The sequence below is a fragment of the Kitasatospora terrestris genome (genome assembly GCF_039542905.1).
Classification (GTDB): Bacteria; Actinomycetota; Actinomycetes; order Streptomycetales; family Streptomycetaceae; genus Kitasatospora; species Kitasatospora terrestris.
The window spans coordinates 3,571,925-3,591,023 of sequence record NZ_BAABIS010000001.1; the positions used below are offsets into that span (position 1 = coordinate 3,571,925).

Here is a 19,099-nt window from a genome sequence, read left to right on the forward strand (position 1 = left end):
TCAGTTGCCGCCGACCAGCTGCCGCTGGGGCTGCCGGGCGGGCGCGGCGTGGGCGAGGTTCTTCAGGTGCGGGGGCATCCGCCGGATCATCGCCAGCAGCAGGACCAGCCCGGCCCGGGTGAGGTAGACGGTCGCCTTGATCGGCGAAGCGCTCGGGGTGCCGGTGGTGCGCTCGCGCATCGCCACCGGGACCTGCCGGACGGTGAAGCCGCAGCGGGCGGCACCGACCATGCTCTCGATGGTGTCGCCCAGGTACTCCACGGGGTACCACTGCGCGAAGAACTCGATCATCTGCTTGTTGCAGGCACGGAAGCCCGAGGTGGTGTCGGTCAGCCGGGTCCGGGTGATCCGGGAGAGGACCACGGACAGCAGCTTCATCGCCCACTTTCGCGGCCCGCGGACCGTGTAGTCGCCCTGGCCGGCGAAACGGGCGCCGATCACCAGGTCGGCCTCCTCGAGCTTCGCCAGCAACTGCGGGACGTAGGACGGGTTGTGCTGGCCGTCCGAGTCCACCTGGATCGCCACGTCGTAGCCGTGCAGGTGCGCGTAGCGGTAGCCGAGCCGCATCGCGCCGCCGACGCCCAGGTTGTACGGCAGCTGGGCGACCGGGGAGCCGTTCTCGGTGGCGACCGCGGCGGTGCGATCGGTGGAGCCGTCGTCCACGACCAGGGTGTCGACCCCGGGCAGCTCGGTCTGGATCTCCTTGAGGACGCCGGGCAGGCCCTCGGCCTCGTTCCAGGCCGGGAGGATGATGAGGACGCGCTTGCCGTCGATCATGAGTACACCTCGGTGTCCTGGGCCGGCGTCGCCGCCGTCCCGTCCTTGCGCACCGGGTAGCCGTGGTGCTCGACCAGGTGAGAGCGCAGCAGCGCGACCTCCTCGGCCAGGCTCCTGGTTTCGGCCTCCAGGCGGCTGGCCTCCCAGCTGAGGTGCAGGCTGACCAGGAAAATCAGGATGATGCCGGCGAACAGGACCAGGCTGACGCCGGAAGCGATGCCGAGCCGGCGGGCGGTGGAGTCCAGGATCGACGGGAAGAAGCCCAGCGGAGCGACAACCAGGCCGATCACGAGCCAGATCGCCGCGTACTTCTCACGGAGCTGCTGGCGCCGCAGCAGCTCCAAGATGTACACGAGCACCAGCACGCCGGTGATCGAGGTGATGATCGTTAGTCGCACGACGGTTCGCGCCTTTCAGCGGCAGCTGGGCGTGGCTGCCACGAATAAGGGGATCAGGATCCGGGTACTGCCGCTGCGGAGCTCGGTCCCTCAGCGGGGGCGGGCGCGGCCACGGCGGACGGCCGTCCTGCCGGGAGGGAGCGGAACAGCGACCACAGCATGCCAGCCGCGCTCACGGCAGCACCAGCCAGGTATCCCAGTTCCGCGCGGGTGCCGACGTCCCCGGGACCGAGGGTGACGAGCACCAGCACCGCGGTGCCGGCGAGCCAGGAGAGCAGCTGCTGCTGGTGGCGACCGAGCGAGAGCAGAGCCTGACCGAAGACCGTGGCCAGCATAAAACAGAGGGTGCCGAGGACCAGCCAGAGGAAGTCCAGGCAGCCGAGCGCCGGGCCGGCGTTGAACAGCAGCTGGATCAGCCACGGGCCGAGCACCACGGTGGGCACGCCGGCGGCCGTGCACATCAGGCCGACCACGGCGGTGGTGCGCAGCAGCGTCCGGCGGAACTCGCCGTGGTCGCCGGCCGCGGCACTGCCGGACAGGGTGGAGACCAGGGAGGCCTGGATGGCCGCGTAGGCGAAGAGCGGCACCCGGGCCAGCACGACGGCGCTGAGCAGCGCGCCGACCAGGACCACGTCGTCGGGCGAGAGCAACTTCACACTGACCACCGCGGCGTTCACCATCAGCTGGGAGAGCAGGGTGGAGCCGATCAGCAGTCCGACGCCGCGGGACACCCCGCCCCAGGCGGGGGCGGGTCCGCCGCGGCGGTCCGCCAGCACCTGGCGCAGGCCGATCAGCGAGGCGGCGAGCGGGGCGACCACCAGGATCAGGCTGAACGCCAGCGCCGAGTGCAGGCCGGCCAGCGGCAGCAGCGCGGCCAGGCCGATCCGCAGGCCGCCGTCGACCGCCAGCTGGGCGCCGTACGGGCGGAACAGGCCGAGGCCGGCCAGCACGCCGCGGACCACCGAGCTGACCGCGAGGCCGACCATGGCGCCGCCGAGGCCGAGCACCAGGCCGAGGTCCCCGGAGAACAGCCGGTCGGCCAGCGGCCGGGCGAAGGCGGCGACGAGCGCGAGCACCAGGGCGAGCACCCCGGCGGTGAAGAGCGCGACCCGGCGGACCGCCGGCAGCGGGCCGTGGCCCTCGACGTCACGGGCGGAGACGATCCGGTTGAGTTCGAGCTCCACCGGGGTGAACAGGCCGTAGCCGACCGACATGACGACGGTCCACAGCACCGAGACCCCGGCCACGTCGGTGGCGTCCAGGCTGTATCCGGCGAGCGCCAGGTAGATGTACGAGGAGGCGCCCAGCACGACGGTGCCGCCGAGGATCAGCCGCACCCCCGGGGGGAGTGCGGCGAACACCTTCGCGATCGGGTTGGCCACGGCCGCGGTCCCCCGTCTCAGCCGGTGAGGCCGGTGCGGGCCTTGAGCGGCTCCCACCAGGCGCGGTTCTCGCGGTACCAGGCGATGGTGGCGGCGAGGCCGTCCTCGAACCGCACCTGCGGGGCGTAGCCCAGCTCCTCGCTGATCTTGCTGATGTCCAGCGAGTAGCGCAGGTCGTGGCCCTTGCGGTCGGCGACCCGCTCGACCATGTCCCAGTCGGCGCCGGCGGCCTCCAGCAGCAGGCCGGTGAGCTCCTTGTTGGTCAGCTCGGTGCCGCCGCCGATGTTGTAGACCTCGCCGGCCCGGCCCTTGCGCATGGCCAGCTCGATGCCGCGGCAGTGGTCGGAGACGTGCAGCCAGTCGCGGATGTTGCCGCCCTCGCCGTACAGCGGGACCTTCTTGCCGTCCAGCAGGTTGGTGGTGAAGAGCGGGATGACCTTCTCCGGGAACTGGTAGTGCCCGTAGTTGTTGGAGCAGCGGGTGACCACCACGTCCATGCCGTGGGTGCGGTGGTACGCCAGCGCCAGCAGGTCGGAGCCGGCCTTGGAGGCGGAGTACGGGGAGTTCGGGGCCAGCGGCCAGGTCTCGGTCCAGGAGCCCTCGGAGATCGAGCCGTAGACCTCGTCGGTGGAGACGTGGACGAAGCGGGCGACGCCGTGCTTGCGGGCGGCGTCCAGCAGCACCTGGGTGCCCACCACGTTGGTCAGCACGAACGGGCCGGCGCCCTCGATCGAGCGGTCGACGTGCGACTCGGCGGCGAAGTGCACGACCACGTCGTGGCCGGCCATCACGCGGTCGACGGCGTCGACGTCGCAGATGTCACCCTGCACGAAGGCGTAGCCGGGGTGGTCCGCCACCGGGGCGAGGTTCGCCTCGACTCCCGAGTAGGTGAGCTTGTCGAGGACGGTGATCCGGGCCGTCGGGTCCGCGCCCAGCAGCTGACGGACGAACTCTGAACCGATGAATCCGGCGCCGCCGGTTACGAGGATGCGCATAGTGGCCGCAGTCTACCTGCCGGGCCCGGCCGCCCCACCCTGAGTCAGCGGCGCCCCGGCAGCCTCGAATAAGCTGCCGGTCATGCGTGGAATCCTCCTGGCGGGCGGCACCGGCTCGCGACTCTGGCCGCTGACCCGGGCAGTCTCTAAGCAGCTGCTCCCGGTCTTCGACAAGCCCATGATCTACTACCCGCTCTCGACCCTGGTCATGGCGGGCATCCGCGAGATCCTGATCATCACCACCCCGCAGGACCAGGACCAGTTCGTCCGGCTGCTGGGCGACGGCTCGCAGTTCGGCCTGAAGCTGGAGTACGCCGTCCAGGAGCGCCCCGAGGGCATCGCCCAGGCCTTCGTGCTGGGCCGCGAGTTCATCGGCGACGAGCCGGTCGCGCTGATCCTCGGCGACAACATCTTCCACGGCAGCGGCCTGGGCACCCGGCTCGCCCAGCACACCGAGCCGGTCGGCGGGCGGGTCTTCGCGTACCCGGTGGCCGACCCGACGGCGTACGGCGTGGTCGAGTTCGACGAGGACGGCAAGGTCATCTCCATCGAGGAGAAGCCGGTGAAGCCGAAGTCCCGCTACGCCGTCCCCGGCCTGTACTTCTACGACAACCAGGTGGTCGAGATCGCCGCCGGGCTGAAGCCCAGCGCCCGCGGCGAGCTGGAGATCACCGCCGTCAACGACGCCTACCTGCAGCGGGGTGAGCTCCAGGTCACCACGCTCGACCGGGGCACCGCGTGGTTGGACACCGGCACCTTCGTCTCGATGGTGCAGGCCTCCGAGTTCGTCCGGGTCATCGAGGAGCGCCAGGGCTTCAAGATCGGCTGCCTGGAGGAGACCGCGTGGCGGGCCGGGCTGATCGACGACGCGCAGCTGCGCGCCCTGGCCGAGCCGCTCACCAAGAGCGGTTACGGCGAGTACCTGCTGGCCCTGCTCGACGAGGAGACCGGTCGATGAAGATCCGCGAGCTGTCGATCCAGGGGGCCTTCGAGGTCACCCCGCAGCAGCACGGCGACCCGCGCGGCCTGTTCATGGAGTGGTACCGCCACGACCGGCTGGCCGAGGCGGTGGGCCACCCGCTGCGCCTCGCCCAGGGCAACCTGTCGGTGTCGGCCAAGGACGTGGTGCGCGGCATCCACTTCGCCGACGTGCCGCCCGGCCAGGCCAAGTACGTCAGCTGCGTGCGCGGCGCGGTGCTGGACGTGATCGTCGACCTGCGGGTCGGCTCCCCCACGTTCAAGCAGTGGGAGTTCGTCCGCCTGGACGACGTGGAGCGCCGCTCGGTGTACATCGCCGAGGGCCTCGGCCACGGCTTCTGCGCGCTGACCGACGACGCCACGCTGTCGTACGTCTGCTCCGAGACCTACAACCCGACCGGCGAGCACGCGGTCCACCCGCTCGACCCGGACCTGGCGATCGAGTGGCCCGCCGAGGCCCCGCAGCTCTCCGCCCGGGACGCCGCCGCGCCCACCCTGGCCGAGGCGCTGGCCACCGGCCTGCTCCCCGACTACGAGGCCTGCCAGGCCTTCTACCGCACTCTGAAGACGGGCTGAGCATGAGCACGCTTGACATCCTGCTGCCGTACTACGGCGACGTCGCCCTGATGCAGGCCGCGGTCCGCAGCGTGCTCGCCCAGACCGACGGGGACTGGCGGCTGACCGTGGTGGACGACGGCAAGGAGCCCGGCGTCCCGGAGTGGTTCGCGGAGCTCGGCGACCCCCGGGTGCGCTACTTCCGCAACGAGCAGAACCTCGGCGTGACCGGCAACTACCGCAAGTGCCTGGGCCTGGCGGAGCACGAGTACCTGGTGTTCATGGGCACCGACGACATCATGCTGCCCAACTACATCGCCAACGTGCGGGCCTCGATGGCCGCCTACCCGGGCGTCGCGATGATCCAGCCCGGCGTCGAGGTGATCGGCAGCGACGGCCGGCCGAGCAGCACGCTCGCCGACGAGTCCAAGCGCCGGCTGTACGCGCCGAAGCAGCGCGGCCGCTTCCTGATGGGCGGCGAGGAGCTGGCGACCAGCCTGCTCAAGGGCAACTGGCTGTACTTCCCGTCGATCTGCTGGCGCACCGAGGTGGTCAAGAACACCGGCTTCCGGGACGACGTCGAGATCATCCAGGACCTGGCGCTGGTGATCGACCTGCTGCAGGCGGGCGAGCAGATGGCGATCGACGACGTCCGGTGCTTCCAGTACCGCCGGCACGCCGTCTCGGTCTCCTCGACCTCGGCGTTCTCCGGGGCGCGGTTCGAGGAGGCCCGCCGCTACTTCCTCGATGTCGCGGACCGGCTCGACCGGCAGGGCTGGCACCGCGCCGCCAGGGCCTCCCGGCTGCACATCTCCGCGCGCATCCACGCCCTGACCCTGGTGCCCGGCGCGCTGCGGGCCAAGCAGTGGAACGGCGCCAAGTCGCTCCTGAAGAACGCCACGTCCACCTCCGGCCAGCCCCGCTGACCCCGTCCTCCTCCAGGAGTGTCGCCCCCATGACCGCACCCCTCGCCGCGCCGCTGCGCGTGGCCGTCCTGGGCGGAACCGGCTTCATCGGACGGGTGCTCTGCGCCCGCCTGGTCGAGCAGGGCCACGAGGTCCTCTCGCTGGCCCGCAGCGTCCCCGCCGACCCGCCGGCCGGCCGGTTCACCAGCGTCGACCTCAGCACCACCGCCCCGGTCGAGCTCGCCCGGCTGCTCGACGAGGAGCGGATCGACGCCGTGGTCAACGCGGCCGGCGGCATGTGGGGCCTGACCGACGAGCAGATGTACGAGGCCAACGTCGTCCTGGTCGGCCGGCTGGTCGAAGCCGTCGCGGCGATGACCGCGCCGGCCCGGCTGGTCCACCTCGGCACCGTGCACGAGTACGGCATGGCACCGATCGGCACCAGCCAGCGCGAGTCCGACGCCCCCGCGCCGGTGATGGAGTACGGCAAGCTCAAGCTCGCCGCCACCGAGTCGGTCACCCGGGCCGTCGAGGCCGGCCTGGTCCGGGGCGTCACGCTGCGCCTGGGCAACGTGGTCGGCGCCGGTCAGCCCGGCCACAGCCTGCTCGGCGTGATGGCCGCCAAGCTGGACGGCGCCCGCCTCGCCGGCGAGCCCGCCCGGCTCGACCTGCAGCCGCTGACCGCCCAGCGCGACTTCGTCGACCTCACGGACACCGTGGACGCGGTGCTCGCGGCGATCGCCACCCCGACCACCGCCCCGGTGATCAACGTCGGCACCGGCAGCGCCACCGCCGCCCGGGTGCTGGTCGACCTGCTGATCGAGGTCAGCGGCGTCCCGGTGGAGGTCACCGAGGTGCCCGCCCCGGCCGGCAGCGGCCCCGAGACCGAGTGGCAGCAGATGGACACCGCGCTGGCGGCCGAGCAGCTGGGCTGGACCCCGGGGCGGTCCCTGCGTCAGGCTGTGGACTCGCTCTGGCAGGCCCGTATCGCGTCCGCGACCAGCTGACCGGCGCGCACCGTTTCCTCCCCTCCCCGCTCATCCCCACATCCGAGGAACCCATGAGACGCCTCAACGGTCTGCTGCACTCGCGAGGGACGCTGGCAGAGCTGTTCTCGAGCCGCGCCAACAGCTTCGGCCTGCTGCGACTGGCGCTGGCCACCGCCGTGGTGGTCTCGCACCTCTACCCGCTGGGGTACGGGCCCCTCGACCCCCTGTGGATGCGCAGCGGCCAGCAGACCGACCTCGGCAAGATGTCCGTGGTCGGCTTCTTCGTGCTCTCCGGATTCATGATCACCGGCAGCGGCCGACGGACCTCCATCGGCCGCTACAGCTGGCACCGCGCGCTGCGCATCCTGCCCGGCCTCTGGGGCTCGCTGCTGATCTCGACGCTGGTCATCATCCCGTTCCTGTACCACTACGCGCACGGCTCGCTGGCGGGCTTCTGGAACCACCCCCAGGGCCCGCTGAACTACCTCAAGGGCACCTGGAACACCTCGCTCTCGGGCGGCTGGGACGTCTCCGGCACCATCCACGAGGGCATCCGGCGCGGCACCAACCACGACCAGAGCGTCAACGGCGCCCTGTGGTCGCTCAAGTACGAGCTGCTCTGCTACGTGATGGTCGGCCTGCTGGCGGCCGGCGGCGTCCTCACCCGGGCTCGCCGCTTCATCCCGCTCGCCGCCTTCGCGCTCTGGATCCTCATCCTCAACGACTGGCTCAACGCCCCCGGTTGGCGGGGCATCCCCGGCGACATGGGCACCTACGTCGCCGTGCCGCTGCTGGGCGGCATGTCGGTGCACTTCCTGGTCCACCTGGGCTTCGTGTTCCTGCTCGGCGCCGCGGTCCAGCTGTACCGGGAGAAGGTCCCGGTGCACGACGGCCTGGCGCTGGTCGCGCTGCTCACCCTCGCGGTGACGATGCGCTGGGGCGGCCTCTTCGTGATCGGCTACCCGGCCTTCGCGTACCTGCTGTTCTGGCTGGCCATCCGGCTGCCCCGGCCGTTCCAGACGGTCGGCCGCAAGCGGGACTTCTCGTACGGCATCTACATCTACGGCTTCACCGTCGAGCAGGCGCTGGCCATGCTCGGCTTCGTGAAGTACGGCAAGCCGGTCTACCTGGCGACCGCGCTGGCGTGCACCGTGGTGCTGGCGGCGTTCTCCTGGTACGCCATCGAGTCCCCGGCGATGCGCCTGAAGGACTGGACGCCGCGGCCGATCGCCCGGCTGAAGGCCCGCCGCGCGGCGGGCCGCGGCGAGGCGGCCGGCGACCCGGCCCAGGCGGCCGCGGAGACCGCCAAGGGCGCCGCCGAGGCCACCCGCTCCAGCGTCCGGGCCTGACCTCCCGGCCGGCTCCGCAGAGCACGCACGAACGACGAGGGCCCCGGCCCGGGTTCACCACCCGGGCCGGGGCCCTTCGCCGTCCTGCCGCGACACGCCCCGCCGCGACACGTCCTGCCGCCGCACGTCCTGCCGCGACACGTCCTGTCCCAGCACGCCCTGTCGCGCATCCTGCTGGGGGCGCCGTCCTGCCGCCGCCGTGCGTCCCGCGCCGCAGGACGGGCCCGCAGACGCGGAGAGGCCCCCAGCACCGCGAGGTGCTGGGGGCCTCTCTCAGACGAACCTGTTCGTCACAGGCAGGTCAGAGCGTCGAGAATTACTTGACGATCTTGGTGACCTGGCCGGCGCCGACGGTGCGGCCACCCTCACGGATGGCGAACTTCAGGCCCTCCTCCATGGCGACCGGCTGGATCAGCGCGACCGTCATGGCGGTGTTGTCGCCCGGCATGACCATCTCGGTGCCCTCGGGGAGGGTCACGACGCCGGTCACGTCAGTGGTACGGAAGTAGAACTGCGGGCGGTAGTTGTTGAAGAACGGGGTGTGGCGGCCACCCTCGTCCTTCGACAGGATGTAGGCCTGGGCCTCGAAGTCGGTGTGCGGGGTGACCGAACCCGGCTTGATGATGACCTGGCCGCGCTCGACGTCCTCGCGCTTGATGCCACGGAGGAGCAGACCGACGTTCTCACCGGCCTGGCCCTCGTCGAGCAGCTTGCGGAACATCTCGATACCGGTGACCGTGGTGGTGGTCTTGGTGGTCTTGATGCCGATGATGTCGACGGTCTCGTTGACCTTGAGGATGCCACGCTCGATACGACCGGTGACGACGGTGCCACGACCGGTGATCGTGAAGACGTCCTCGATCGGCATCAGGAACGGCTGGTCGGTGAGACGGGCCGGGGTCGGGATGGCCTCGTCCACGGCCTCCATGAGGCCGAGGAGCTTCTGGCCCCACTCGGCGTCGCCCTCGAGCGCCTTCAGCGCCGAGACGCGCACGACCGGCAGGTCGTCGCCCGGGAACTCGTACTCGGAGAGGAGCTCACGGACCTCGAGCTCGACGAGCTCCAGGATCTCCTCGTCGTCCACCATGTCGGCCTTGTTCAGGGCGACGACGATGTAGGGGACGCCGACCTGGCGGGCCAGGAGGACGTGCTCCTTGGTCTGCGGCATCGGGCCGTCGGTGGCGGCGACGACGAGGATCGCGCCGTCCATCTGAGCCGCACCGGTGATCATGTTCTTGATGTAGTCGGCGTGACCCGGGCAGTCGACGTGGGCGTAGTGACGCGCCTCGGTCTGGTACTCGACGTGCGCGATCGAGATGGTGATACCGCGCTGCCGCTCCTCCGGCGCCTTGTCGATCTGGTCGAACGGCGTGAAGGGGTTGATCTCCGGGTACGCGTCGTGCAGCACCTTGGTGATCGCCGCGGTCAGCGTGGTCTTACCGTGGTCGATGTGACCGATGGTGCCGATGTTGACGTGGGGCTTCGTCCGCTCGAACTTCGCCTTCGCCACTGCAGTCCTCCTGGGGACAGTTCTGTACGCCGTACGACGTCAGTTGGTCTTTGATTGGGGTGCCGGAGGGCTTGGGGGGACCGGGGACCGATCCCCCCAAGCAGGCCTCCTTCTAGCCTAAAGGGTCTGATTCATCCCGAATGCCGGGACGTCACTCGCCCTTGGCCTTGGCGATGATGTCGTCCGCCACGTTCCGCGGAACCTCGGCGTACGAGTCGAACTGCATCGAGTAGCTCGCGCGACCAGAGGTCTTGCTGCGCAGGTCACCGACGTAGCCGAACATCTCGGAGAGCGGCACCAGCGCGTTGACCACGCGGGCGCCGTGACGCTCGTCCATGGACCGGATCTGGCCACGGCGAGAGTTGATGTCGCCGATGACCTCGCCCATGTAGTCCTCGGGGGTGGTGACCTCGACGGCCATCATCGGCTCGAGCAGAGCCGGAGACGCCTTGCGAGCACCCTCCTTGAACGCCATGGAACCGGCGATCTTGAACGCGAGCTCGGACGAGTCGACGTCGTGCGCCGCACCGTCGAGCAGCGTCACGCGGACACCCTGCAGCGGGTAGCCGGCGAGAACACCGAACTCCATGGCCTCCTGGCAACCGGCGTCGACCGACGGGATGTACTCCCGCGGCACGCGGCCACCGGTGACCTTGTTCACGAACTCGTAGCCGTCACCGGACTCGAGCGGCTCGATCGCGATCTGGATCTTCGCGAACTGGCCGGAACCACCGGTCTGCTTCTTGTGCGTGTAGTCGATACGCTCGACGGCCTTGCGGATCGTCTCGCGGTACGCGACCTGCGGCTTGCCGACGTTGGCCTCGACCTTGAACTCACGGCGCATACGGTCGACGAGCACCTCGAGGTGCAGCTCGCCCATACCCGCGATGATGGTCTGGCCGGTCTCCTCGTCCGTGTTGACCTGGAAGGACGGGTCCTCCTCGGCGAGACGCTGGATGGCGACACCCAGCTTCTCCTGGTCACCCTTGGACTTGGGCTCGATGGCGACGCGGATGACCGGGGCCGGGAAGTCCATGGACTCCAGGATGACCGCGTTCTTCTCGTCGCACAGCGTCTCACCGGTGGTGGTCTGCTTGAGGCCCATCACGGCGATGATGTCGCCGGCGCCCACCGAGTCGATCTCCTCACGCTTGTTCGCGTGCATGCGGTAGATCTTGCCGATGCGCTCCTTCTTGCCCTTCACGGAGTTCAGCACCGAGGTGCCGGACTCCAGGCGGCCGGAGTACACGCGAACGAAGGTCAGCTTGCCCAGGTGCGGGTCAGACATGATCTTGAACGCGAGAGCGGCGAGGGGCTCGTCGTCAGAGGCCTGACGGACGATCTTCTCCTCGTCGTTGCCCGGCTTGGTGCCCTCGATGCCCTCGATGTCGAGGGGCGACGGCAGGTACTTCACGACCGCGTCGAGCAGGGGCTGGACGCCCTTGTTCTTGAACGCGGAGCCGCAGAAGATCGGGGTGAAGTCCGAGTTCAGCGTGCCCTTGCGGATCGCGGCGATCAGCAGCTCCTCGGGGATGTCCTCGCCCTCCAGGGCGAGCTCCATCACCTCGTCGCTGACGTTCGACACGGTGTCGATCAGGGCCTCGCGGTACTCGGCCGCCTTCTCCGCCAGGTCGGCCGGGATGTCGACGGTGTCGTACATCTCGCCCTTGGGCGCGTCGGCGGACCAGACCAGGGCCTTCATCTTCACCAGGTCGACGACGCCGGCGAAGTCGCCCTCGGCGCCGATCGGCAGCTGCATGACCAGCGGGGTGGCGCCGAGGCGGTCCACGATGGTCTGCACGCAGAAGTAGAAGTTCGCGCCCGTGCGGTCCAGCTTGTTGATGAAGCAGATGCGCGGGACGCCGTAGCGGTCAGCCTGCCGCCACACGGTCTCGGACTGGGGCTCGACACCGGCGACGCCGTCGAACACCGTCACGCCACCGTCGAGCACGCGCAGCGAACGCTCCACCTCGACGGTGAAGTCGACGTGGCCCGGGGTGTCGATGATGTTGATGGTGTGGTCGGAACCGTCGAGGGTCCAGTGACAGGTCGTCGCGGCGGACGTGATGGTGATGCCGCGCTCCTGCTCCTGCTCCATCCAGTCCATGGTGGCAGCGCCATCGTGGACCTCACCGATCTTGTACGACACGCCGGTGTAGAACAGGATCCGCTCGGTGGTGGTGGTCTTGCCCGCGTCGATGTGCGCCATGATCCCGATGTTGCGGACCTTGGCGAGGTCAAGGGAGGTTGCAGCCATGGTGGCTCGTTCTCTCTCTGTCTAGTGACGGGGTTCGGACTACCAGCGGTAGTGCGCGAAGGCCTTGTTGGACTCGGCCATCTTGTGGGTGTCCTCGCGACGCTTCACGGAAGCGCCCAGGCCGTTGCTGGCGTCGAGGATCTCGTTGAGCAGACGCTCGGTCATGGTCTTCTCGCGACGGGCGCGGGAGTAGCCGACCAGCCAGCGCAGCGCCAGGGTGTTGGCGCGGCCCGGGCGGACCTCGACCGGCACCTGGTAGGTGGCGCCACCGACGCGGCGGGACTTGACCTCGAGGGTCGGCTTGACGTTCTCCAGCGCGCGCTTGAGCGCGATCACCGGGTCGGCGCCGGTCTTCTCACGGACGCCCTCGAGGGCGCCGTAGACGATCCGCTCGGCGGTGGAGCGCTTGCCGTGCAGCAGGATCTTGTTGACCAGCGAGGTCACCAGCGGGGAGCCGTAAACCGGGTCGATGATGACCGGGCGCTTCGGGGCGGGGCCCTTACGAGGCATTCTTACTTCTCCTTCTTGGCGCCGTAGCGGCTGCGAGCCTGCTTGCGGTTCTTGACACCCTGGGTGTCGAGGGAACCGCGGATGATCTTGTAGCGGACACCAGGAAGGTCCTTCACACGGCCACCGCGGACCAGCACGATGGAGTGCTCCTGCAGGTTGTGGCCCTCGCCCGGGATGTAAGCGGTGACCTCGATCCCGCTGGTGAGGCGCACACGGGCGACCTTACGAAGCGCCGAGTTCGGCTTCTTCGGGGTGGTCGTGTACACACGCGTGCAGACGCCGCGGCGCTGGGGCGAACCCTTCAGTGCGGGCGTCTTGTTCTTCTCGACCTTGTCCTGCCGGCCCTTTCGGACCAGCTGCTGGATCGTAGGCACCGTTTCTCCGTTTTCTGTGTGCCAAGGCGGGTGAAACTAACCTGCGGTGTTTCCCGTCACGCTCCGACCCACGCGGTCGGGCGTGTTGGGCCTCTTCGAGGGAGGAATCGCGGAATCCCAGCTGATGTGCAGCGTCGGCGCGGCCGAACGGGCGGACCCACTCGGCGGCGGCGGCCGGTCTGCTGGCACGCACAAGGACCCGGGCACACCCCAGGCACAAGGTCAGAGCGTACCTAGCGCATAGCCGCCGGTCAAAACAAATGGGACACGGCCGGACGCGTCAGCTGCCCGCAGCGGCGGCGAACAGCATCAGGGTCAGCAGCAACGCCCAGCCCGCGACCGACAGCCAGCCGATGATCAGACCCGCCATGGCCAGGCCGTCCCCGTCCTCGCCCCGGACGCGGATCTGCGAGCGCGCGATGTGCCCGGTGATCACGGCGGGCAGGCCGGTCAGACCGCCGGTGGCGAAGCAGCTCACACCGAGCACCAGCGAGGTCACCGCGACCGGGTTCATCCGGCGGCGGACCGGCATCGGCGGCGGCAGGAAGGTCGGCGGCACCACCGGCACCGGGGCGCCGAACGGCGCCACCATCGGGCCGGCCGGCAGGTCGGCGACCAGGGCGCCCAGCTCGCCGTACGTCTGCGCGCGGTGCGCCGCGTCGAAGCGCTGGGAGTACTCCTGGGCACTCAGCCGGCCCTCGGCGTACGCGGCCTTCAGCACGTCCACCGCGCGCTCGCGGTCGGTGTGCGCGGCCCGCATCGCGGACTGCGGGGTGTGCGCGGGCTGCCAGGGCTGCCCGTAGGGCGACGGCGACTGCCCGAAGGGGGACGGCTGCTGCCCCCACGGCTGTACGGCCATTGCGGCCTCCTCCCGACCCCGGTCCGACCCCGATCCCACTGCCGGCCTCCAGGATGCAGGACGAACGGGGGGCCCGAGTAGTTGCCGACACGCCGGACGCAATGTCAGCCCGCCCGTCACGACCGGCCGATCGGGGGATTCCGCCGTCCGGGGGCGCGCCATAGGGTCGGTTCGACCCCGCCCCGTTGCTCCATCGGAGGGAATCCCGCCATGCAGGCGCCCACGCCGCCGCCCGCCGTCTCCGTCCACGACCTGTGGAAGAGCTTCGGCCCGCAGACCGCCGTCGCCGGCCTGACCCTCGACCTGCCGGCCGGCTCGTTCATCGGCCTGGTCGGCCCCAACGGCGCGGGCAAGACCACCACCCTGTCGATGGTCACCGGCCTGCTCCGGCCCGACCGGGGCACGGTGCTGGTGCACGGCGCCGACGTCTGGCAGGACCCGGTCGCGGTCAAGGCGCGGATCGGCATCCTGCCCGAGGGCCTGCGGATGTTCGAGCGGCTCAGCGGCCGCGAGCTGCTGCAGTACAACGGCCGGCTGCGCGGCCTGCCCGGCGCCGAGGTGAACCGGCGGGCCGAGGAGCTGCTGGCCGTCCTCGACCTGGCCGGCTCGGCCGACAAGCTGGTCGCCGACTACTCCACCGGCATGCGCAAGAAGATCGGCCTGGCCGCCGCCCTGCTGCACAACCCGGACGTGCTGTTCCTGGACGAGCCGTTCGAGGGCGTCGACCCGGTCTCCGCGCAGACCATCCGGGGCGTGCTGACCCGGTACGCCGCCTCCGGCTCCACCGTGGTCTTCTCCAGCCACGTGATGGAGCTGGTGGAGTCGCTGTGCGACTGGGTCGCGGTGGTCAACGCCGGCCAGGTGGTGGCCCGCGGGCCGCTGGACGCGGTACGCGGCGACCGCTCGCTGCACCAGGCCTTCCTGGACCTGGTCGGCGTCCGCGAGGACGGCGGCGGCGAGGCGCTCGGCTGGCTGGGCGGTGCGTCCCGGTGAGCACCTTCGCCGACGACCGGACCGTGGTGCGGACGCTGGTCCGGCTCAAGCTGCGGCTGCTGGCCAACGGCCTGCGGCGCAGCTCCGAACGGATGGCCGGGTACGTGATCGGCTCGCTGGTCGGGCTGGTCGTGGTGTTCGGGATCTCGGCCGGCCTGTTCCTGCTGCCGGACCGCTCGGCCGCCGACGCGGCGACGGTGCTGGCCGCGGCGCTCACCGTGATGTGGGCGGCGGCGCCGCTGTTCCTGTTCTCCGGGGACGAGAGCGCCGACCCGACCCGGCTGACCATGCTGCCGCTGCGCCCGGCGCCGCTGATGCGCGGCACCCTGCTGGGCGCGCTGATCGGCCCCGGACCGGTACTGGCGCTGCTGCTGCTCACCGGCTGCGCGGTGGCCTCGGCCACCGGCCCGGCGGCGGTGGCCGCGGCGGTGCTCGGGGTGCCGCTGGCCACCGTCACCATGCTGGTGCTCTCCCGCGCGGTGGCCTCGGCCAACGCGCGGATGCTGTCCAGCCGGCGCGGCAAGGACTTCGCGATCTTCGGCGGGCTGCTGTTCGCGGTGCTCACCCAGGTCGGCAACCTGGGCGTGCAGAGCGTGGTCGGCCACCCCGGTTCGCAGCTGGACCTGGCGCCGCTGCGGCCGTACGCGGCGGTGCTGCGCTGGGTGCCGCCGGTCTCCGCCGTGGACTCGGTGCGCAGCGCCGCCGACGGCGCGTACCCGGCCGCCCTCGCGCAGCTGGCCCTGACCGGCGGGCTGCTGGTGCTGCTGGTGCGCTGGTGGCTGCGCAGCCTGGAGACGCTGATGGTCACCACCGACGCGTCCACCCTGGTCGCCACCCGGGGCCGGGGCGGCTCGCGGCTGTGGCGGCTGCTGCCGGCCGGCCGGGCGGGTGCGGCGATGCAGCGTCACCTGCGCTACGCCTGGCGGGAGCCGCGGGCCAAGGCGGCGATCTTCACCAGCATCGGGATGACCGGGGTGTTCACCGCGCTCTCGCTGGTCCAGGGCTGGTCCTCGGTGTACGTGCTGGCGCTGGGCGGGCTGATGCTGGGCCTGCAGACGGTCAACCTGTTCGGCATGGACGGCTCGGCGTTCTGGATGGTCGCGCAGACGATCGCCGACGAACGCGACGCCCGGGCCGAGCTGCGCGGCCGGGCGCTGGCGGTGCTGGTGTTCGCGGTGCCCTCGGTGCTGGTGCTGGCGCCGGTCCTCGGCGCGGCCACCGGGCAGTGGGCGGCGCTGCCGTCCGCGCTCGGCCTGACCCTGGGCGCGCTCGGCGTCGGCCTGGGTCTGGGCGGCGTGCTGAGCGTGCGGGCGCCGTACGCGATGCCGGTGGACAGCAGCCCGATGCGCAACGCGGCGCCCGGCCAGTCCGGGCTGGTGCTGCTGAACGGCTTCGGCTCGATGGCCGGTGTGGCGCTGCTGACCCTGCCGCTCGGCGGGCTGCTGGCGGCGTTGCTGCCGGCCGGCCTGCCGACCTGGCCGCTGCTGCCGGTGGGCCTCGGCTACGGCGCGCTGTCGGCGGTGCTCGGGGTGCGGTACGCGGCCCGGCTGCTGCCCGGTCGGCTGCCGGAGATCCTGGCGGCCGCGATCGAGCGCTGAGCCGTCGTTCCCCGGGGTGCTGCATCATGGACGGGGATCTGCGGACGGAAGAGGCGACGTGGCGAAGGGCAGCGGCTCGGCGAAGGCCGGAGGCTCGGCGAGGGCCGGGGGCGCCGAGGACATCGACGGGCTGCTGGAGCGGGCCGTGCACGAGGCCGTCGCGGCGCGGCCGGAGACGCTGGACTGGGTGCTGGACGGCGGGGCCTCGCTGCTCGCCGCGTCCGCCGAGCGCTGGCCCGCCGTCAGCCGGGCCCTGCTCGGGTACGCCGAGCGCGCCGTCGGCCGCTGCTGGACGGCCGGCTGGCGGCCCGCCGACCTGGTCCGGGTGGTGCGGCGCGAGCTGGGTGCGGCGCACCTGGCGCTGGCCGTCGACCTGATCGCCGCCGAGGGCCGCCGGCACCCCGCCGCCGCGCTGGACCGGCGCTGGCACGAGCAGTTGCGCGAACTCGCCGTCGAGGTGTGGTGGGAGAGCGACGAGCAGTACCTGGGCGCCTTCGCCGAACGGCACCGGCAGGACCGGTTCGCGCTCGCCACCACCGCGCTGGAGCTGCTGCGCTGCTGGGCGCTGCTGCCCCCGGTCAACCCGGTCGGGCCGGTGCCCGGCGGGTCGGCGCCCCGGGCGGGCGCGCCGGTGGCGGGCGAGCCGCGGATGCTCGGCCGGATCCGGGCCCTGCTGGCGAAGGCCGAGTCCACCGAGTACCCGGAGGAGGCCGAGGCGCTCAGCGAGAAGGCCCAGCAGCTGATGGCCCAGCACTCCATCGACGAGGCGCTGCTGGCCGCCGGGGCGCCCGCCCCGGACGCGCCGGCCGCGCTGCGGATCGGCATCGACAGCCCGTACGAGGGCCCCAAGGCGATGCTGCTGGACGCGGTGGCGGCGGCGAACCGCTGCAAGGTCGTGTGGGCGAAGGAGTTCGGCTTCTGCACCATCGTCGGCTTCGACGCCGACCTGGACGCGGTCGAGCTGCTGTACACCTCGCTGCTGGTGCAGGCCACCGCCGCGATGAGCCGCGAGGGCGGCCGGAAGCACCGCGACGGCGCCCCGCGCACCAAGGCGTTCCGGCAGTCCTTCCTGATCGCGTACGCTGCGCGGATCCGGGAGCGGCTGACCGCCGCCACCGAGCAGGCGACCTCCGACGCGGCCGCCGGCCGGCGGCTGCGCGAGGACGGCACCGTGGAGCGGGTCGCCGACGCGGAGCGGCTGCTGCCGGTGCTCAAGGCCCGCGAGGAGGCCGTCGAGGACGCGGTCGGGCGGATGTTCCCGAAGCTGGTCTCGCAGCGGGTGCGGGTGAGCGACGGCGAGGGGTGGGCGGCCGGCCGGGCCGCCGCCGACCGGGCCGCGCTGAACGGACGGTCGGGCGCGATCGGGCGCTGACCCTTCAGGAGGGGGTTGTCGGGTGGGGCAGTACGTCGACTACGCGGACCGGGTGCGGGGCTCGCTGCTGGGCGGGTCGCTCGGCGACGCGCTGGGCTGGCCGGTGGAGTTCCTGCGGCTGGACGCGATCCGGGACCGGTTCGGGCCCGCCGGGATCACCTCGCTGCTCCTGCGGGGCGGGGAGGCGGAGGTCACCGACGACACCCAGATGACCCTGTTCACCGCCGAGGGCCTGCTGCGCGGCGGCACGCCCGAGGCCGTCCGCGAGGCGTACGGGCGGTGGTTCCTCACCCAGCGCCTCCCCGGCCCCGAGCGGCGGCCGGACGGCTGGCTGCTCGCCCAGCCGTTCCTGTACGCCTCCCGGGCGCCCGGCAACGCCTGCCTGAGCGGGCTGGCCGGCTACCCGTACCGGCCCGCCGTCGCCTTCGGCACTCCCGGGCCGGTCAACCCGGACTCCAAGGGCTGCGGGACGGTGATGCGCTCGGCGCCGTTCGGGCTGATCGGGCTGGGCCCCGGGCCCGCCTTCGAACTGGCCGCGCGGTGCGCGCAGCAGACCCACGGCCACCCGACCGGGTACCTGGCCGCGGGCGCCTTCGCCGCGCTGCTGGAGCGGGTCTGCGCGGGCGTCGAGCCGCGGCGGGCGGTCGAGGAGACCGCCGTCCAGACCGCGCGGCACCCCTCCTCGGAGGAGACCGTGGAGGCCCTGCTGCGGGCGCTGCGGATCGTCGACGAGGGCGCGCCGTCGGCGGAGGCGGTCGAGCGGGTCGGCCTCGGCTGGATCGCCGAGGAGTGCCTGGCGATCGCGGTGTACTGCGCGCTGGCGGGGGCGGACGCGCGGGCCGCGCTGGTCCTGTCGGTCAACCACTCCGGGGACAGCGACTCCGCGGGGGCCGTGTGCGGCAACCTGGTCGGCGCGATGTACGGCACCGCCGGGCTGCCGGCCGACTGGCTCGCCGTGGTCGAGGGCCGCGAGGTCGTCCGCCAGGTCGCCGACGACCTGCTGATAGCCCACACCTACGGTGATCCGGCCCGCATCGCCGACCGCTACCCGCCCGCCGCCACGGCCGCCGCCGCCCCGGCCGCCGAGCCCGCCCCGCCGGCCAAGCCCCGCTTCCGCAGCCGCCCCTGACACCCGGCCCCGCCGGCCGGGGCGGCGGCACGGGACGTTCCCCGGCCGCGGATCGCCGCGGTCGCGGGCCGGGAGACGGCTGCGCCGAGCCGCCGGGCCGCCGCGACGCCGCGCCGGTGGGCCGCTCCGCCGCCGGTGCGCCTCGGCCTGCGGCAGCAGCTGCGCCGGA

General features: G+C 71.8%; 18 protein-coding genes. 9 read left to right on the forward strand and 9 right to left on the reverse strand.

From position 1 onward, the window contains the following. The 4 genes from ABEB06_RS16290 to rfbB are packed head-to-tail and all read right to left on the reverse strand — an operon-like array spanning position 1 to position 3,552. Entirely contained in the window at positions 1-777 is a 777-nt protein-coding gene (locus ABEB06_RS16290) for a glycosyltransferase family 2 protein (protein WP_345697581.1), read from the reverse strand. Next, positions 774-1,175, reverse strand: a complete 402-nt coding sequence (locus tag ABEB06_RS16295) for a DUF2304 domain-containing protein (RefSeq protein ID WP_345697582.1) — start codon at positions 1,173-1,175, stop codon at positions 774-776. Before ABEB06_RS16295 ends, ABEB06_RS16290 begins: the two co-directional genes overlap by 4 nt. Before the next feature lie 53 nt (positions 1,176-1,228). Continuing rightward, positions 1,229-2,557, reverse strand: coding sequence for a lipopolysaccharide biosynthesis protein (locus ABEB06_RS16300; protein WP_345697583.1), 1,329 nt, complete (start codon positions 2,555-2,557; stop codon positions 1,229-1,231). Between the two features lie 17 nt (positions 2,558-2,574). After that, positions 2,575-3,552 (reverse strand): dTDP-glucose 4,6-dehydratase, encoded by a 978-nt coding sequence (gene rfbB / locus ABEB06_RS16305; protein WP_345697584.1) that lies wholly within the window; start codon positions 3,550-3,552, stop codon positions 2,575-2,577. A gap of 82 nt (positions 3,553-3,634) precedes the next feature. Here rfbB and rfbA point away from each other — a divergent pair, with 82 nt between their 5' ends. From rfbA to ABEB06_RS16330, 5 genes are read left to right on the forward strand one after another with little or no spacing between them, the layout of a single operon-like run. Continuing rightward, the gene (gene rfbA, locus ABEB06_RS16310) at positions 3,635-4,510 is read left to right on the forward strand and encodes a glucose-1-phosphate thymidylyltransferase RfbA (protein WP_345697585.1); all 876 of its coding nucleotides are present in this window, start codon (positions 3,635-3,637) and stop codon (positions 4,508-4,510) included. Next, the gene (locus ABEB06_RS16315; RefSeq protein ID WP_345697586.1) at positions 4,507-5,106 is read left to right on the forward strand and encodes a dTDP-4-dehydrorhamnose 3,5-epimerase family protein; all 600 of its coding nucleotides are present in this window, start codon (positions 4,507-4,509) and stop codon (positions 5,104-5,106) included. The genes rfbA and ABEB06_RS16315 overlap by 4 nt, the downstream gene beginning before the upstream one ends. A 2-nt stretch (positions 5,107-5,108) precedes the next feature. Further along, positions 5,109-6,011 (forward strand): glycosyltransferase family 2 protein, encoded by a 903-nt coding sequence (locus tag ABEB06_RS16320; protein ID WP_345697587.1) that lies wholly within the window; start codon positions 5,109-5,111, stop codon positions 6,009-6,011. 29 nt (positions 6,012-6,040) lie between these two features. Beyond that, positions 6,041-6,997, forward strand: coding sequence for an NAD-dependent epimerase/dehydratase family protein (locus tag ABEB06_RS16325; protein WP_345697588.1), 957 nt, complete (start codon positions 6,041-6,043; stop codon positions 6,995-6,997). 53 nt (positions 6,998-7,050) lie between these two features. Then, a complete protein-coding gene (locus ABEB06_RS16330) occupies positions 7,051-8,328 on the forward strand; it encodes an acyltransferase family protein (RefSeq protein WP_345697589.1) in 1,278 nt (425 codons plus the stop codon). Positions 8,329-8,644: 316 nt separating this feature from the next. On the opposite strand, the gene tuf is transcribed toward ABEB06_RS16330, so the two are convergent. The 5 genes from tuf to ABEB06_RS16355 form a co-directional block, all read right to left on the reverse strand. After that, the gene (gene tuf, locus ABEB06_RS16335; RefSeq protein WP_345697590.1) at positions 8,645-9,838 is read right to left on the reverse strand and encodes an elongation factor Tu; all 1,194 of its coding nucleotides are present in this window, start codon (positions 9,836-9,838) and stop codon (positions 8,645-8,647) included. 151 nt (positions 9,839-9,989) lie between these two features. Then, on the reverse strand, positions 9,990-12,095 hold the full coding sequence (gene fusA / locus ABEB06_RS16340; protein WP_345697591.1) for an elongation factor G: 2,106 nt from the start codon (positions 12,093-12,095) through the stop codon (positions 9,990-9,992). Between the two features lie 39 nt (positions 12,096-12,134). Continuing rightward, entirely contained in the window at positions 12,135-12,605 is a 471-nt protein-coding gene (gene rpsG / locus ABEB06_RS16345) for a 30S ribosomal protein S7 (RefSeq protein ID WP_033822197.1), read from the reverse strand. Positions 12,606-12,607: 2 nt separating this feature from the next. Continuing rightward, entirely contained in the window at positions 12,608-12,979 is a 372-nt protein-coding gene (rpsL, locus tag ABEB06_RS16350; RefSeq protein WP_014144289.1) for a 30S ribosomal protein S12, read from the reverse strand. A gap of 280 nt (positions 12,980-13,259) precedes the next feature. Next, complete coding sequence (locus tag ABEB06_RS16355; protein ID WP_345697592.1) at positions 13,260-13,838, reverse strand: DUF1707 and DUF4190 domain-containing protein; 579 nt, start codon at positions 13,836-13,838, stop codon at positions 13,260-13,262. Positions 13,839-14,048: 210 nt separating this feature from the next. On the opposite strand from ABEB06_RS16355, the gene ABEB06_RS16360 reads away from it, so the two are divergent. From ABEB06_RS16360 to ABEB06_RS16375, 4 genes are all read left to right on the forward strand, one after another. Next, positions 14,049-14,831, forward strand: a complete 783-nt coding sequence (locus tag ABEB06_RS16360) for an ABC transporter ATP-binding protein (RefSeq protein WP_345697593.1) — start codon at positions 14,049-14,051, stop codon at positions 14,829-14,831. Next, positions 14,828-16,429 (forward strand): transporter, encoded by a 1,602-nt coding sequence (locus ABEB06_RS16365; protein ID WP_345697594.1) that lies wholly within the window; start codon positions 14,828-14,830, stop codon positions 16,427-16,429. The genes ABEB06_RS16360 and ABEB06_RS16365 overlap by 4 nt, the downstream gene beginning before the upstream one ends. Positions 16,430-16,559: 130 nt before the next feature. Continuing rightward, a complete protein-coding gene (locus ABEB06_RS16370) occupies positions 16,560-17,801 on the forward strand; it encodes a DUF2786 domain-containing protein (protein WP_425559779.1) in 1,242 nt (413 codons plus the stop codon). A gap of 22 nt (positions 17,802-17,823) precedes the next feature. Next, entirely contained in the window at positions 17,824-18,930 is a 1,107-nt protein-coding gene (locus tag ABEB06_RS16375) for an ADP-ribosylglycohydrolase family protein (protein WP_345697596.1), read from the forward strand. Positions 18,931-19,099 lie beyond the last annotated feature (169 nt).